A 15718-nucleotide genomic window follows, 5' to 3' on the forward strand; every position below is an offset into this window, starting at 1 on the left:
GCCGACCGGCCCGCAGTCACGTCAGCGGGGTGGACGTCGCCGCTGCGGATCTCACTGCACGGCAGAACTCGACGCGCGGTTGAGTAGGTAGACCATGACGCTGCCGAGCACGACGTCGAGCGCGAGGAGCACGGCGATTGCCGGGACGAGTGTGTCCCAGATACCACCGAAGCGGGTGACCTCAACGACGGTCATGACGTCCTGGTCGAGCATGAGCGCGCGTGCGGCGTCAACGCCGTAGGTGATCGGGTTGTACGTCGCGACGACTTGGATCCAGTCGGGCATCGCGTCCAGCGGGAGGAATGCCGTCGAAACAAACAAAAGGGGGAACTGCAGGAGATTCGCGCCGATGATCGTCGACTCCTGGTCGCGGGTTACGACGGCCATGATGTTCGAGAGTGCGATGAACCACACCGAGAAGAGGATACCGACGCCGAGGATACCGACGGCGCCGAGGAACCCGGTGGCGACGTTCGCTCCGAGCACCGCGCCCAGAGCGAGGATGATGGCGATCTGGACGACGATCCTGACGATCTCGGCGGCAGTCTTGCCGAGGAACATCGCTGAGCGGCTCATCGGCATCACGAGCGTCTTCTCGAACATCCCCTCCTCCATGTCATTAACGAGACCGATCCCTGACCCCGCGGCAGCTGCCAGCGACACCTGCATCGCGATGGCGGGTAACAGGAACGTCTCGTAGGTGATGCCCCCCGCCCCGCTACCGAGCGCGCTCGTCGCGATCTGGCCGAACACCTGCGTGAACAGGACGAGGAAGATGATCGGCTGGATGAGCGACCCAACGACGACGAATGGGTTGCGTATCGCCTTCAGGTTCCAGCGGACGAAGTTCACCCAGAAGTCGCTGAAAAAGGAGTTGCTCGACGGCGTCGTGTGGACGTGCCCGCCGTCGGCGCGGGCCTCGTCAGCGGCCTTATTTCCCGAGGCCTCGCTCATTCGGCGGTCACCTCCGGTTCCGTCACGTCAGCGGCGTCGGCCGACCGTTCTTCGGAGTCGAGTTCCTCTCCGGTGATCGCGAGGAAGACGTCGTCGAGTGTCGGCGCGCGGATATTGAACCCGGTGACGGTGATCTCGGCGTCGCGCAGGGCGACGAGCAGGTCCGTCCCGTGCTCGCGTGCCCGCTCGGCGGTGACGCTGATCCCGTCGTCGGTGACGGTCACGTCCGCGTCGGCTTCGAAGACATCGCCCTTTCGGGCGATCTCGGCGGCGCGTTCGCGGGCGTCCTCCCCGGCAGGGATGTCCACGTCGAGGATCTCCCCGCCGACTCGCCATTTCAGCTCTGCGGGCGAGCCCGTGGCGACGATCTCCCCGTCCATGATGACGGCAATGCGGTCGCAGAGCTGGTCGGCTTCTTCGAGGTACTGCGTGGTGAGAAACAGCGTCGTCCCGCGCTCTTTGATGCGCTCAAAGTACTCCCAGAGCCGGTTTCGTGCCTTCGGATCCAGTCCGGTCGTTGGTTCGTCGAGGAAGACGAGCGGCGGGTCGTGGACGAGCGCCGTCGCGGCGTCCAGTCGCTTCTTCATCCCGCCTGAGAACTCGCCGGCCTGCTTGTCGCCCACATCTGCTAGATCCACCAAGTCAAGCAGTTCGTCGATGCGTTCGGCACGCTCGCTCTTGGGGACGCCGTAGGCCCGTGCGGCGAAACGGATGTTCTCGCGGGCGGTGAGCTCCTCGTCGACGCTGGTCTCCTGAGCCATGTAGCCGATTGTCTCACGGATCCTGCGGGGCTCGTCCTGCACATCGAAGCCGTTGACCGTAATCGACCCCGCGGTCGGCGACAGCAGCGTCGAGAACGTCTTGATCGCCGTCGTCTTCCCCGCGCCGTTTGCGCCGAGGAAGCCGAAGAACTCTCCTTCGGGGATCGTCAGATCGATTCCCTTCACTGCCTCCGTCCCGTCGGCGTAGGTAAGTTCCACGCCCTCGGCGACGATGGCAGCTCCGTCCCCGTCCGTTCGTAGCGTGTCGTCGGTCACAGGGATCTTTGTGACTACGGACCCGTAGTCCACACCCTAATTTGTTGGGGGTTTTATACCAGAAACGCGTCGAAACTCCGCGACGAGGTGGTTTTGCGCGCGGCGCAGTCGCTCGGAGAGCGACGCAGACGCAACGCCGAGTTCGTTGGCGACGTCGGCCATCGTAGCGGTCCGCGGCGTGTCGAAGTAGCCCATCTCGTGGGCGATGACGAGGGCCTCCTGCTGGGCATCGGTCATCTCGCGGGGCCAGGAGCGGTCGCCGTTCCCGAACGGACTGGTCACCCTCCCGTCTGACCCCTCGTCGGTCTCAACAAGGCGGTCCAGCTGGAATCCGTAGTCGTTGGACCGACAGAATGTCCGGAACTGGTCGAACTCCTCGCGGTCGGCGAACCAGCGCCGCTCTTCCCAACCGCTCGGGGTGGCAAGCACCCGGTCGGGGATCGATCCGTTGTCCGCGAGCAGTTCCAGGTCCGTCGGAGGGTCGCCGGTCGGGCGACAGCGGTAGCGCCGCGTCGCCCTGTCGGCGACGACTAGCGAGTGGTCGGTCACCGAGTCGGCGTCGGCAAACGTCGCCTCAATCGCGTCGGCGTCGGCACCCACGATTCGCACGATGAACGTTGGCGCCCCTGACGGGCGCCCCTGAACCGACTCGAACTCGACAGTTGCTTCGGACAAGTCCTCCGCCACATCAACCAGCGGCAGCTGCTCGGAGGACATACGGAACTCCGCAATAAGACCCATGGTGGTCAACGGACGGACGGACAGTTAGCGCTGTCGGGGTGAGCAAGTTCTCATAAAACCGTTGTAATGTCACTCACTGTTCAGTATAGGTAATCTATGTAATTCAGAATGATTGGAACGACAGTAACGACCTCGGCGTAATCTGACTCTGGTCAACACGATGGAAGCACCGAGCAACGTGTTATATCCAGCCATCCTCTATGCGTGGGTATGCGTGAACTCGTCTTCGCACTCGAATACGAGCCGGGGTGCAACAGGGTGGCGGACGTCCTCGCCGACCATCCGGATGCTCGCGTCCGCTCGCTCTCGTTGCACGCTACCGCCCAACAGCTCTGGCGGGTCGACCACGCCACCGGAACTCCTGGAACACTCGACGCCATTGAGGACGCCTTTCTCACTACCGACTACTATGCAGACTGTCTCGCCACCGAGGACTGCGGCGCCACCCAGACCACTCGCGTTCTTGACCGCGAAGACGACACACTCGTTCTCTACTCCGACTGGGAACGCACGCCCACCTGCGCGTCAGTTCCTCATATCGCCCGCGACCACCTCGGCGACGGCGTGCTGTTCGAAACACGTCACGAAGGGCGTCACTACACGTGGCGGCTCATCCACTCCGGTGAGGGCGAAGTGGCGGCGTTCTTTGACGCCCTCGAAGCCGCTGTCGGGGACTGTGCCCAGTTGGAGATGCTCCGAACCGCGGACACGACGACGTCTGCGGAGGGAGTCGACGAGACGCAACGTGACCTGTCTCCGGAGCAGGAGGCAGCACTCCGGGCAGCCGTCGAACACGGGTACTACGAGTCCCCACGCGAAGTCGACGTCGGCGAACTGGCCGAACATCTCGACGTGCCGCGGTCGACGCTGACCTATCGACTCCGCCGGGCGGAGGAACACTTGGCGAAGCAGCACGTTGCGGGCGAGCGAGTGCCGGAAGAGTCGCCGGCAACACGCTGACTCTCGGTTTGGAATATTCCAACAAACGCTTATCGAAGTGACGCCCCTACCGAGAGGTAATGACAGAGAATCCGGATGCAGCGGACCAGACGAGCGCGGGCGGGCAGCGACGGGACCTGACTGCCCGCCTCGTCGTCCCCGAGATGGACTGCCCATCCTGTGCCCAGAAGGTCGACAAGAGTCTCCAGCGCGTCGACGGCGTTCTCGACGCTACGCTCCAGCCGACCACCGGCACGGCCAACGTCACGTACGATCCCGACCGCATCAGTGAAGCCGACGTGGTCGAGGCGATCGAGGCCGTCGGCTACGAGGTTGTCGGAGGCTCGGACACCGACGGTGACGATAAGCAAACCGAGGCGGATGACGGCGTCGACATCGCGCCACCGTCGGAGGTCTGGACGAGTCTCCGCGCGAAGAAGACGTGGCTCGGCGCGGCGTTCGTCGCCCTCGGTCTCCTCTTCGAGTTCATCCTCACCGCCCAGAACGTTGCGGTGACGAGCGTCCTCGACTACCCGCTCCACGTCGCGGACGTGCTGTTCCTCGGCGCGGTCGCCGCCAGCGGCATCCCCGTCGTCCGCGGCGGCTACTACTCCGCGAAGAACCGGAGTCTGGACATCGATCTGCTGATGGGGACGGCGATCATCGCCGCGACCGGCATCGGCTACTTCGTTGAGGCCGCGACACTGGCTGTCCTCTTCAGTATTGCCGAACTGCTCGAAGACTACGCGATGGATAGGGCGCGGGACTCCCTGCGCGAACTGATGGAGCTGTCGCCCGACGAGGCCACTGTCAAACGCGACGGCGAGGAGGTGACCGTGCCCGCCGACGAGGTGGAGGTGGGCGAGACCGTTGTCGTCCGACCCGGCGACAAGATTCCGCTCGACGGCACGGTCGTTGAGGGAGAGAGCGCGGTCGACCAGTCGCCGATCACCGGCGAAAGTGTCCCCGTCGACAAGACCGCCGGCGACGAAGTGTACGCTGGTGCGATCAACGAGGAGGGCTACCTCGAAGTGGAGGTCACGTCGACGGCAGGCGACTCGACGCTCTCACGAATCATCGAGATGGTGCAGGGCGCACAGGCGAAGAAGACCGAGACCGAGCAGTTCGTCGACCGGTTCTCGGGCTACTACACGCCGGTCGTGGTCGTACTGGCAATCCTGACCGCCGCCATTCCGCCGGTGGTCATCTCCGACCCCGTCTCGGTGGACGTGGCCGGGTACGGGGTTAGCTTCGCCGGTGACTGGCAGACGTGGTTCATCCGAGGGCTCACGCTGCTGGTCATTGCCTGCCCGTGTGCGTTCGTCATCTCGACACCCGTTTCGGTGGTCTCAGGCATCACCAGCGCTGCGAAGAACGGCGTCCTCATCAAGGGGGGCAACTACCTCGAAGCGATGGGTGAGGTCGACGCCGTCGCCGTCGACAAGACTGGCACGCTCACGAAGGGCGAACTCGCCGTCACCGACGTCGTTCCGGTCGGCGACACCGACGAGGCGACGCTGATCCGCCACGCTGCCGGACTGGAGCGGCGCAGCGAGCATCCCATCGCCGCGGCGATTCTCGCCCGCGTCGACGAGTCGGGCGTGGGCGATGTGCCCCACCCGACTGGCTTCGAGAGCCTGACGGGGAAGGGTATCCGCGGGGAGATCGACGGCGAGACGTACTACGCGGGCAAGCCCGCGCTCTTCGAGGAGTTGGGCTTCGACCTCTCTCGGGTACGTCGCGAGACGGACGGAGGCGTCCTGGAGGAAGATACGGCTGAGTCAGACGACGAGGTGTTCACCAAGGACGCACTCGCCGCGCTGGAGCGGGAGGGCAAGACGGTCGTCCTTGTCGGGACGGAAGCGGAGCTGCTGGGTGCTATCGCCATCGCCGACGAGGTTCGCCCCGCCTCGAAGCGGGCCGTCCAGCGTTTGCGGGAGCTTGGTGTCGAGCGCGTCGTGATGCTGACCGGCGACAATGAAGGCACTGCGCGGGCCATCGCGGAGGAAGTCGACGTCGACGAGTATCGCGCCGAACTCCTGCCGGAGGAGAAGGTCGACGCTGTCGAGGAACTGCAGGCGGAGTACGGCGAGGTGGCAATGGTTGGCGACGGCATCAACGACGCGCCCGCGCTCGCCACCGCGGAGGTCGGCATCGCGATGGGCGCGGCCGGCACCGATACCGCCCTCGAGACGGCTGACGTCGCGTTGATGGGCGACGATGTCGGGAAGCTGCCGTACCTCTACGACCTATCGCACACGGCTAACGGCGTGATCCGGCAGAATATCTGGGTGAGCCTCGGAATGAAGTTCCTACTCGCGCTGGGCGTTCCGTTGGGACTGGTGAACGTCGCACTTGCAGTCGTGGTCGGCGACATGGGGATGAGTCTCGGCGTCACCGGGAACGCGATGCGGTTATCACGGATCGGGCCCGACCAGTTCTCCGACACCTGACCTCCCTTCACCCACCAAGTCTGCTGTACTGCCGGGCTGTTTTCGGAGGCCGTTTTTCTCGACACGGAGGCACCAGTTCCCCCTTGTTCCCTTACAATCAACCGTCAGCACCTAAGGTCCTCGTCGAAGCGCCGGGTAATACCTTGATTGTCCGATACCGCTCCGTACCCTGTATAGTCGAGGTCGGGGCGGAGATTTGCGCTCATCTCAATCACATTTTACCGATACTCCCAATACTGGAGAGCACCTCAGTGGAGTAACCTACCGTGGACACAGACCCGATATATCGTGAAGTACAGCAGTTTCGTCAGCGGTGGCTCTGGGCCCTACTCGGCGGGACAGCGCTGATCATGCTCGTGTTTGGGCCCGTCTCGTGGCCCGGACTCGTCATCGTTGGGGCCGTCGCCGCGTTCGTCTACAGCCTTCGCCTCGAAACGGAGGTCAGATCGGATGGGATCTACTTCAAGATGTGGCCGCTTCATCGATCGTTCCGTCGAATTACCTGGTCCGAGATCGACCAGTATGAGGCGAGAACATACAGGCATCTTCGCGAGTTCGGTGGCTGGGGGATTCGCTGGGCACCGGGGAAGCGTGCGTACAACGTCAGCGGCAATCGGGGCGTCTGGATCCAGCGGACGAACGCTAGTGGCGTTCTCGTGGGGTCACAGCACGCAGACGACTTCGTTACTGCGATTGACGAGGTCTCTACGAACTAAGTAGGAACAGTGTCATGACGAATAGTTTGCTCACGAATTGAGAACCTCGGTCGCAACCACTGTTCAGGCTCCATCAATCAAGGGAAAACGCTTAATCAGGAGGATCTTAGCTGGTTCGGTGGCGAAGAGGATTGGAGAATCGATCCAGCTGAACAAACTGTACCGGCTACCCAGCGGGTTTGATTCCGCTTTCCCGCGCGCCAGATCCGGTTGGGTGGCATCTCCCCGGTTTTCACCGGATAGAATCAATTTCCGCGCGGATACTCGCCGATCCACGATCAATGATGTCATACGACCTGAAAAAGGCTTAACTCTCCAGCAGACGAAGTTGTAAGTAAGGTATAATTACTAGGTGGCCGTAAGTTTTATTCGATAGTCCCAACTGTTCGTCTATCCCGGAGTAGCAGCCACAGTACCGTAGAAACGGCCGGCATCTCTCGCACACGAACAGCTGTGGCTCTGCCAATCCGGGGGGATTGCCAATGACACCAAATCCACATGGTGGTGACACGAACCCCACCGAAGACGATGAATCGATGGGTAACAATCAGCAAACCTCAACTCGAGTTCGGATCGACATTCCAAACACCACACGGCTTGACGAGCGGTTCGTCCCCCGAATCACTGGGATCGAACCCCACGATCATGTGACATTGACCACGAGTACATCGGATGGGGTCCGTGACTGGTCAACGACCGCGACCTTCGAAGCCGATGAGGAGGGCGTTGTCGACCTTGCATCAATCGCGCCCGTGGGCGGAAGCTATGACCGGGCGGACTCGATGGGTCCGATCTGGTCGATGACGACCGAAGACGGTGAGCCGCATCGATTCGAATTCACACCGCTCGGGAGCCACGATGTCACGTTCACGGCCGAAGCCGATGACCGATCTGCCACGGAGTCGGTTACGATCCATCACGGTGATCCCGGCGTGACCCGACATACGGTCGATGAGCCCGGGATCGAGGGTTCGTGGTTCGAGCCGGAGGTAGCCGGACCCCACCCCGGAGTCTTGGTGCTCCATGGATCGGGCGGGAGACCGATGGAGACGACCGCAGCCCTGCTCGCGTCCCACGGATTTGCGGCGTTTTCGCTCCAGTATTTGGAGGTGCTCGATCTCCCTGACCGGCCAATTGGGGTGCCCGTATCATACGTTCATCGGGCGGCCGACTGGTTCCGCGACCGAGACGCGATCGCTGGCGACGGGCTCGGGATCTACGGCGCCTCAATGGGTGGTCAACTCGCCTTACTGTTCGCAACTCTCGATGAGGAGATTGATGCCGTCGTCTCGGATGCCGGAGCGAACCTGGTGTTCTCGAGCGGCGAGACTGCACCGTGGACCGTAGACGGCGAACCTCATCCGCGGATTGACATCCGAGAAGAACCGGCAGAGACGTGGGACCGATACGTCGACGGTGCACCAGTCAAGCGGGAGATGTGGATCCAGATGCTCGAAGCGGCGAGTACCGATCAACGGCGTGCGGCTACGATTCCCATCGAGGAAACCGAGGCCGCCTTGCTCTTCTTATCGGGGAGCGACGACGCGATCTGGCCGGCGCCGACCTTCGGAAACATGGCGCTCGCGAGACTTGATGCCCTCCAGTATGACCGGAAGTATGATCATCTGGTCTATCACGATGCCGGTCACTGTATCGGGTATCCTTATCGGCCAACAACGTGGCGACCCATCGACGAAGGGCTAGTAAACGGCGGCGATCCCGCGGCCCACGCTGATGCGCAGACCGCTGCGTGGCCCCGGGTGCTTGGGTTCTTGAACGAGGAGCTCTCGACCGGCGAGCCGAGCGATCACTGCGAACGAGGTCACCGATGACGGAAGATACCTCACAGCGGCAGTCGAACGGACCGGAGGACGCTAGCGACTTGGAGATTGAGGCTCCAGAGCGTACCAGACCGGACGAACCAATTACTGTCCGTATCCTGGGAGCACCGCCGAACGAAGTCGTCGAATTCGAGGCGGCGGTGGAGGACGAAGGTAGGATCGAGTGGCGCTCTACGGTGACGTTTCGAGCGCCGGACGACGGAATCGTCGATCTCTCAAAACACGCACCCGAGTCAGGATCCTATGGGGGAGTCCGATCCATGAGCTGGTGTTGGTCGGGGGAGTCCGTCGATCCCGATCGACTCGTCACGGCCCTGATGACCCCAGAACCCACCGAAGTCCGCTTCCAAGCAATGGCCGGAGAGCAAAACGCTGAGCGAACGATCACTCGAGCGATCCCGGAGGGCGTATCTCGAACTCAGTTCGGTAAAGAGGATCTCTCAGGGGTCGTCTTCGAACCGGCCGGCCCCGGACCATATCCGGGCGTGCTCGTGTTACACGGGTCGGGCGGCACGCTGCCGACCTATTCGGCTGCACTGCTTGCCGCTCACGGCTTCATCGCCGTTGCACTTCGGTACTTTGGCGAGGATGACACGATTCCTGATGAACTGACACGGATTCCACTCTCCTATTTCGACGAGGCTGCGGACCGGCTCCGACATCAGCCCGATGTGATCGGTGAACGAATCGGCCTCGTGGGCCACTCTCGGGGCCAGAGGTTGGCCTCCTACTGGGGGCACGCCGCAACTGGGTCGGGTCAATGATTTCCTATGTCGGAAGCGGCGTCATCTGGGACATTCCTACCGGTGCGCCCGCATGGGTTGACGATGGAGGCCCGGTTCCTGCGATCTCTGGTGAGGAGAAGCCGACACTACTGGAGGGGCAGTTAGACGCTGCCGACGAGGACCAACGGCAGGCAGCGACAGTTCCAGTCGAAGGGATCGATGGCCCAGTCCTACTCATTTCGGGCGGCGAAGACGCAATCTGGCCAGCACGTCGCACTGCCGAGATGGCAATCGATCGGTTGGAGCGGGCCGACTTCGAATATGCGTACGCCCACTTGACCTACGACAACGCAGGCCACTTCATCACTCCTCCGTATCTACCTAAGAGCCACCACGTCTTCGAGGGAACGCCCTGAGGGATGGTCAAGGCCGACGCAGATGTGTGGCCGACCGCTCTCGAATACCCCCGACAAGGACTATCCGCCGAACGGTAAACAACGAGCCAGCGGTCGCCGCGTTCCCCATCGAGCAGTTATTTGCTCGCGCCGAACAGGGCCCGATGGGCGATGATGACCTCCATGCTCAACTCGATGAGGTTCGCCAGCGGGTCGACGAAGAGGACGTTTCCAATGCGATTGAAGTGGCTCGCGAAAAACTCGCCGACGAGTCTCGAACAGGCGTGAAGATCCTCGACACAAACCTCTGGGTGTTCGGAATGCTTGGGGCAAGCGAGCGATCAGCCCAGCTTCTCGACGAGATCGAACACGGAGAGATGGTGTCGGCGATCACCGCTTACATGGTCCAAGAGGCGTTCAACGCATTCGACCGAACGCCTGGGTTGACTGCGAGCGAACGAGACGAGGTGAAGACCCTCCCTTCTCATTCGACTGACCAGGCTCCTCAAGCCATCTTCAAGTAGAGATATGATAGAAAATAAATAGCGTGCGCTGGATGAATCTCGTTATGGTTTGCAAGCAGAGGCCTATCTGTCCCATACAAACGTGCTACCGCTTGCGGAAGCCAACTGATGGTAGGCGTTTTAGCGGGAGACGGCGCTCTGTTTACGGGAAAAGCAGTTCGTTGAGCCAATGACTGCTCACACGCCCCAGCGTTCCGCGGTCACGTTCGAGCCACAGACTGGCGGACTCACGATGATGCCTACCCGTCTGGCACTCGCTACCCTCTCTTCGAGCCGACGGTGGTGGGCGTTCCTGTTCATACTCGTCCCCCTCGGCTTTCTGGCGAGTAGTTTCTGGATCAGTCCTCAGATCGCGAACGGTATTGTGGGGCTCTGCGGGTTCCTCGCGTTGGTTCTGTGGAGCGTGAGCTACTACAACTACGACCGGCCGCACGTTCGAATCGACGGCGGGGATCGTTCGCTAACGGTGGGCTACGAGAACGCCGGACGACAGGAACGAGCCGTGGACCTGAAGCGGGTCGAATCGGTTTCGATACACACGCTGGGTTCGATGGCACTCATTCGGATCGAAGGCCACACCTTCAGCCCACTGAAGCGCTTCCTGTTACCGGAGCCGTTCCTCGTTTCGGCGGAAAGAGTTCCAGCAGCCCTCGATGGCCTCCACACGGCGGGTGTGGCCGTTCCGGAGACGGGGTCAAAAACCAACGATAGAAGCTCTCTCGAGACGAGCGTCCGACTCGCCGTGACGCCGATTGTGCTCGTCGGCGTCCCGCTATTGCTCTTTTCGCGTTCGGACACTCGGTCCTGGTCACCAATGGGACCGTGATCGTGGTTGTTCTCGGACTAGTGGCGATCACTCGAGAACTCCAATAATAGGCTGATGATACAGGCTTCTATGCTCCTTAATTCAGACCAATCCGTGGACACCGCGTTTCCGCTGTATCAAAGACCGGAATCTTCGACTGACGATCGTAGAGTACAGCGTGTGTCGAAAGAAACAAAGCCTCACTCCGACTCGGCCTTGCCAAGATACTCCTGGCGAACGGTATCACCGTCACGATACGCTCGATATGAGTACGGACCGTGTTTCGGGCCTCCAGTCATGCATTGACAGGTGTCGTCGCCACAGGTCCGATACTCGTGATAGACCGTGCCGCTGGACCCCTCCTCGACGACGTCGAGTGTGCATAGATTCGGTCGGCTGCATAAATCGACGTCTGACTCGGGACTCCACACTCGAAGACCCGTCTTCAGCTTCGTCCTGCCCTCGTAGTGGAGCGGGTGCTCGTACTGAGTCGGTAGGTAGCGACAATGAGAAGGGCGAGTATAAGCCCCAAGACAAGGCCGGTGAGCGGGACCTCAAATGGGGCAATAGTAATCTGTTCGTTTTCAGAAACCATCTTTCGGAGTGTGAACGAAACGTGATGAGGAAACCGTGCAGCGACGATCATCGCGATCCCTGAGAGGCCACCTGCTGAAAGCGCCCAGGTCCTGCTGTGAGCAAGGTTTCGATTGGATGCATCACGGTATATTAGTCCACCGACCAACCCGGCTACCACGGAACCTACGACCAGCAGGAACAGGAGGTACGTGTCCATGTGAACCCTGTGTCACCTTCCAGTTGTAGTTCTTTTGCCGGGTTTCTCTATCTTGCCATGTGGATTGATTGGATGATTTCGCTGTAACTCTATATTAGGGGTGCTATTAGAGTGCTGACGGCCTCATAGCTTCGTTCCCATACTTACTTTCATACACTGCGTGTCGAATGGTCTCGATTCCGGACTCATCGTCACCCTCTGACGCCGCAAGCGCCGCCATCGTCAGTAGCCGTGCGTTCCACGGTGCGATGTCTTCGGTCGTGATCGCCGACCACTCCTCGTCGTCAGGAGTCGGCCCAGAACTCATTGGACCCCAATACACACGAGTGCTTTCAGCGACTGGGATTCCTGCTTCGAGAGCCTCATCGACTGCTTCCGAGATCGCGGGTTGGACACCACCGTTGCCGGTCGTCTGAATGACAATCCCGTCAACATCGTACTCGCCCGCAATCGCTTGGTCGAAGAGATACGTCCCATACCCTGCACCAGTGTCGGCAATCGGGACCGTTTTCTCCGGTACTGCGTCGAGATTATCGCAGGGAAGGTTTACGGTATAGCTTCCGGGTTCTCGATAGAGCACGATTTCACTATCGGAGAGGATCCCGATTGGCCCTGCTGGCCCGGATTCGAACGTATCGGCCATCTTCGTGTGTGATTTCCGGACGTCACGTGCGGCGTGAATCGTATTGTTCATCACCAAGTAGACGCCGCTGGGTTCGTCCTGGAGATGGAACTCTTCGCGTGTACACATCCGCACGGCCGAGAGGAGGTTTGCCGGTCCATCGGCGCTGACGGCGTCCGCTGGACGCATTGCTCCGACGAATGCAACGGGAATGTCGAGATTGAGGACGAGATCTTGGAAGAACGCATCCTCTTCGATCGCATCAGTGCCATGCGTGACGATCACGCCGTCTACTCCATCATCCTCGGCACTCATGATCGCCCGTGAGATCGAGACAAAGTCCTCGGCGGTCAAATACGGACTCGGCTTTTGAACGGGTTGATCGAACGAAATCTCGGCGAATTCGTCTAGAATCGGGACTGCGTTTACGATTGCTTCTGCTTGTTCTGCGAGCGAGTATCCGCCGTCGCCAGCAGCTTCTTGCGTACTTGCAATCGTGCCACCCGTACCGACGACCCGTACTTCTGGGAGTTCGTCGTCCTCTGCAAGTGTCGTACTCCCGACTCCGTCGGCACTTACAGCACTGCTTCCTGCTACCAGACCGGTGCCAGCCGCACCAGTTAATTGTAAGAACTGTCTTCTATTCGGCATCAAGCTACCTTCTTGTCCACGTAATCGCTTTCCACCAGTCATTATTTCTCCCCTTTCGGGGACAAACATGGATGTATGTTTCTTTGTGTTAAGCGTTCCCTACCAAGAGATGGAATCCATATATACCCTTGAATCTGAATAGAACAGTCTCATGGCGATGTTTTTCATAATATACTGGTACATCGGTCATTGCGATCTATGTCGGAGTATAATTTCTCTATGGTCAACCAAATCTAGGAAAGAAGTTGTAAGGACCAACACCTCATACTGAAGATTAGTTCTCGATCACCGCTGTCTCGACATGTCTGTTATCGGAACGCGCGCTCGACCAGCCGTGACTCGGCCTTCCGAAGGTGGTTCGAGGCCGTACTTGGTGCACACCCTATGGCCTCAGCCACGTCCGCGACGCTGCCTTCGCGGGGCACTTGATAGTACCCGGTGTCACGCGCTGCGGCCACCGCCTCGCGCTGACGGGCGGTGAGGGTAGCGGCAAACTGCCTCGGCCGGGCGTCGTACTCGCCGACCTCACGGACCTCCGCCGTAATCCCCTCGGGAAGTTGGTCAAGCATGGCTTCGAGCGCTGCGGGTTCGCCCACGACATCGAACGCCAGCACGCCGTTCGGGCGATAGTCAAGCGGTGGAACCACCATCAACGACGGCTGCTCGAACGCCGTGCGAAAGCGCCGGAATCGATCGGTGTCGCGCTCACGGACGTAAGCATAGAACGCCCCGTCGTGGACGGGGGTGAGGTCGTAGCCCTCGTTGGTTTCGACCGCTGCGACCTCCTCCTCGTACGATTCGCGTTCGCCGACGACGTAAAACAGCGCGGAGGTAATGTTTGTCTCGACGGTGAGGTTCCACGCGACGAGCCATTCGCGCTCGATGGCGTCGCTCTCGGTCATGAATCGGTGCATCGGGTGCTGGGCAGCCGGCGCGTACTGGAGCACAAGATGGAGCGACTTCACATTAGAACATTGTAACCTTGCTAATAAAGACACTAGTGGATGCGACTGAACGCCGATTACGCGCTGGACTCACAATCAAATATGGTGACCGAGACCGATGCGACGACCGACGACGCGGGGAGCGAGACCACGAGGGCTGGGCGCGAGCCACCGGGGCCAGATGGGCTTCCCGGGGTTGGCAACACGTTCGCACTGGCGCGCGACGTTTTCGGCTTTTACGAGCGGTTGGCGGACGAGTACGAGGGCGACGTGGCTCGCTACCGCGTCGCGGGCGATACAGCGTATCTGCTCACCCATCCCGATCACGTCGAGCAGGTGCTCGTGACCGACGCGCCGCGGTTCGTCAAAGGAGAGATGCAACAGCGCCAGATCGGCTCAGCGTTCGGCGAGGGGATGTTGCTTGCCGAGGGCGACGACTGGCGCGAACAGCGGACCACCGCCCAACCGGCCTTCTACCGCGAGCGTATCGAAGCGTACGCGCCGGTCGCGGTTTCCCACGCCGAGGCGATGGCCAACGAGTGGGACGATGGCGACACCATCGAAATCCACGATGCGATGACTGAACTCACGCTCTCGGTGCTAGCCCGGGCGCTGTTTGGGATCGACATCCGGGGTCGGCAGTCGCCGGTTCGGGCGGCGGCCACCGCTACGCGCGAGCGCTTCGATACGTCCCGGCTTGGCGCATACCTGCCCGAGTGGCTCCCGACGCCGGTTAACAGGCGGTACAAACACTCGCTGGCCGCTCTTCAAGAGTTCATCGAGGAACTCGTCGCTGAGCGCCGCACGGCCGACAAGTCGGGTACGGACCTCCTCTCCTTGCTCGTCGCGGCCACCGATGGCGACGGGATGGACGACGAAACTCTTCGAGACAACATGGCAACCTTCCTCTTTGCAGGTCACGAGACGACCGCACTCACGCTCACGTACACGTTGTTCCTGCTCGGCCACCATCCCGACACCCAGGAGCGACTCCACGCCGAACTTGACGAGGTGCTTGGTGACGACTCCCCGACAGCGGCCATCCTCCCCGAACTGGACTATACCGAGCAGGTCGTCGAAGAGGCGATGCGTCTCTACCCGCCGGTGTGGACGACGTTCCGCGAGCCGGCCGTGGACACCGAAGTCGGCGGCTACACCATCCCGGAAGGGGCGGTCGTGTCACTCCCACAGTGGATCGTCCACCGCGACGAGCGATGGTACGACGCCCCGCTGGAATTCCGACCCGAACGCTGGGCAGGTGGGGGGGACGACCGCCCAGAGTACGCTCATTATCCCTTTGGCGGTGGTCCGCGCCACTGCATCGGGATGCGCTTTGCCCGGATGGAAGCCCGGCTCGTCGTTGCGACGCTTGCCAACGAATTCACGGTCGAGTCGCTGACCGACGCGCCGCTTGACCTGACCGCGAGCGCGAACGCCCTACCAGCCGAGCCAGTTGAACTGCGCCTATCCCGGCGATAGCGGACCGTACAGACCCCTCCGCGGCGAGATGTGGAGTTCGCTTGATGGACGGCTTGGTTCAGGAGTGATCGTTGGTGCGCTTGTTCTCAGGTCTCTCGT

At 61.2% G+C, this 15718-nt stretch carries 16 protein-coding genes; 9 read left to right on the forward strand and 7 right to left on the reverse strand.

From position 1 onward, the window contains the following. Positions 1–51 precede the first annotated feature (51 nt). From DVH23_RS17175 to DVH23_RS17185, 3 genes are read right to left on the reverse strand one after another with little or no spacing between them, the layout of a single operon-like run. Entirely contained in the window at positions 52–954 is a 903-nt protein-coding gene (locus DVH23_RS17175) for an ABC transporter permease (RefSeq protein WP_114578649.1), read from the reverse strand. Next, complete coding sequence (locus DVH23_RS17180; RefSeq protein ID WP_198667975.1) at positions 951–1991, reverse strand: ATP-binding cassette domain-containing protein; 1041 nt, start codon at positions 1989–1991, stop codon at positions 951–953. The genes DVH23_RS17175 and DVH23_RS17180 overlap by 4 nt, the downstream gene beginning before the upstream one ends. A 36-nt stretch (positions 1992–2027) precedes the next feature. Beyond that, a complete protein-coding gene (locus DVH23_RS17185; RefSeq protein WP_232833801.1) occupies positions 2028–2708 on the reverse strand; it encodes a helix-turn-helix domain-containing protein in 681 nt (226 codons plus the stop codon). 234 nt (positions 2709–2942) lie between these two features. Between DVH23_RS17185 and DVH23_RS17190 the strand changes: the two genes are divergently transcribed. The 8 genes from DVH23_RS17190 (at position 2943) to DVH23_RS23735 (ending at position 11151) form a co-directional block, all read left to right on the forward strand. Next, positions 2943–3692, forward strand: coding sequence for a helix-turn-helix domain-containing protein (locus DVH23_RS17190; RefSeq protein ID WP_114578651.1), 750 nt, complete (start codon positions 2943–2945; stop codon positions 3690–3692). Positions 3693–3751: 59 nt separating this feature from the next. Then, a complete protein-coding gene (locus DVH23_RS17195) occupies positions 3752–6124 on the forward strand; it encodes a cation-translocating P-type ATPase (RefSeq protein WP_198667976.1) in 2373 nt (790 codons plus the stop codon). Between the two features lie 350 nt (positions 6125–6474). Continuing rightward, positions 6475–6840, forward strand: coding sequence for a hypothetical protein (locus tag DVH23_RS17200; protein ID WP_232833802.1), 366 nt, complete (start codon positions 6475–6477; stop codon positions 6838–6840). A 536-nt stretch (positions 6841–7376) separates the two neighbouring features. Then, positions 7377–8672 (forward strand): acyl-CoA thioester hydrolase/BAAT C-terminal domain-containing protein, encoded by a 1296-nt coding sequence (locus DVH23_RS17205; RefSeq protein WP_255565269.1) that lies wholly within the window; start codon positions 7377–7379, stop codon positions 8670–8672. Beyond that, a complete protein-coding gene (locus tag DVH23_RS17210; protein ID WP_114578654.1) occupies positions 8669–9445 on the forward strand; it encodes an acyl-CoA thioesterase/BAAT N-terminal domain-containing protein in 777 nt (258 codons plus the stop codon). Before DVH23_RS17205 ends, DVH23_RS17210 begins: the two co-directional genes overlap by 4 nt. Then, the gene (locus DVH23_RS25285; RefSeq protein WP_114578655.1) at positions 9442–9822 is read left to right on the forward strand and encodes an acyl-CoA thioester hydrolase/BAAT C-terminal domain-containing protein; all 381 of its coding nucleotides are present in this window, start codon (positions 9442–9444) and stop codon (positions 9820–9822) included. The genes DVH23_RS17210 and DVH23_RS25285 overlap by 4 nt, the downstream gene beginning before the upstream one ends. Positions 9823–9848: 26 nt before the next feature. After that, entirely contained in the window at positions 9849–10325 is a 477-nt protein-coding gene (locus DVH23_RS24355; protein ID WP_198667977.1) for a hypothetical protein, read from the forward strand. A 403-nt stretch (positions 10326–10728) separates the two neighbouring features. Then, positions 10729–11151, forward strand: coding sequence for a hypothetical protein (locus DVH23_RS23735; protein WP_157972464.1), 423 nt, complete (start codon positions 10729–10731; stop codon positions 11149–11151). A 179-nt stretch (positions 11152–11330) separates the two neighbouring features. Here DVH23_RS23735 and DVH23_RS25290 read toward each other — a convergent pair whose 3' ends face one another. From DVH23_RS25290 to DVH23_RS17235, 4 genes are all read right to left on the reverse strand, one after another. Then, a complete protein-coding gene (locus DVH23_RS25290) occupies positions 11331–11561 on the reverse strand; it encodes a DUF6788 family protein (RefSeq protein WP_394342641.1) in 231 nt (76 codons plus the stop codon). Between the two features lie 14 nt (positions 11562–11575). Then, complete coding sequence (locus DVH23_RS23740; protein ID WP_157972465.1) at positions 11576–11923, reverse strand: hypothetical protein; 348 nt, start codon at positions 11921–11923, stop codon at positions 11576–11578. A 106-nt stretch (positions 11924–12029) separates the two neighbouring features. Further along, a complete protein-coding gene (locus tag DVH23_RS17230) occupies positions 12030–13265 on the reverse strand; it encodes an asparaginase (RefSeq protein ID WP_198667978.1) in 1236 nt (411 codons plus the stop codon). Between the two features lie 239 nt (positions 13266–13504). Continuing rightward, the gene (locus DVH23_RS17235; RefSeq protein WP_198667979.1) at positions 13505–14161 is read right to left on the reverse strand and encodes a helix-turn-helix domain-containing protein; all 657 of its coding nucleotides are present in this window, start codon (positions 14159–14161) and stop codon (positions 13505–13507) included. Between the two features lie 39 nt (positions 14162–14200). Between DVH23_RS17235 and DVH23_RS17240 the strand changes: the two genes are divergently transcribed. Then, a complete protein-coding gene (locus DVH23_RS17240) occupies positions 14201–15619 on the forward strand; it encodes a cytochrome P450 (RefSeq protein WP_114578659.1) in 1419 nt (472 codons plus the stop codon). Positions 15620–15718: the final 99 nt, after the last annotated feature.

The organism is Saliphagus sp. LR7 (genome assembly GCF_003344565.1).
Classification (GTDB): domain Archaea; phylum Halobacteriota; class Halobacteria; order Halobacteriales; family Natrialbaceae; genus Saliphagus; species Saliphagus infecundisoli.

Bases quoted from the DNA above. Each gene is read 5' to 3' on its own strand.
- DVH23_RS25285 (WP_114578655.1), top strand. From the start codon at position 9,442: ATGATTTCCTATGTCGGAAGCGGCGTCATCTGGGACATTCCTACCGGT.
- DVH23_RS17175 (WP_114578649.1), bottom strand. From the start codon at position 954: ATGAGCGAGGCCTCGGGAAATAAGGCCGCTGACGAGGCCCGCGCCGAC.
- DVH23_RS17185 (WP_232833801.1), bottom strand. From the start codon at position 2,708: ATGTCCTCCGAGCAGCTGCCGCTGGTTGATGTGGCGGAGGACTTGTCC.
- DVH23_RS23740 (WP_157972465.1), bottom strand. From the start codon at position 11,923: ATGGACACGTACCTCCTGTTCCTGCTGGTCGTAGGTTCCGTGGTAGCC.
- DVH23_RS17210 (WP_114578654.1), top strand. From the start codon at position 8,669: ATGACGGAAGATACCTCACAGCGGCAGTCGAACGGACCGGAGGACGCT.
- DVH23_RS17240 (WP_114578659.1), top strand. From the start codon at position 14,201: ATGCGACTGAACGCCGATTACGCGCTGGACTCACAATCAAATATGGTG.
- DVH23_RS17200 (WP_232833802.1), top strand. From the start codon at position 6,475: ATGCTCGTGTTTGGGCCCGTCTCGTGGCCCGGACTCGTCATCGTTGGG.
- DVH23_RS17205 (WP_255565269.1), top strand. From the start codon at position 7,377: ATGGGTAACAATCAGCAAACCTCAACTCGAGTTCGGATCGACATTCCA.
- DVH23_RS17230 (WP_198667978.1), bottom strand. From the start codon at position 13,265: ATGTTTGTCCCCGAAAGGGGAGAAATAATGACTGGTGGAAAGCGATTA.
- DVH23_RS17195 (WP_198667976.1), top strand. From the start codon at position 3,752: ATGACAGAGAATCCGGATGCAGCGGACCAGACGAGCGCGGGCGGGCAG.
- DVH23_RS17190 (WP_114578651.1), top strand. From the start codon at position 2,943: ATGCGTGAACTCGTCTTCGCACTCGAATACGAGCCGGGGTGCAACAGG.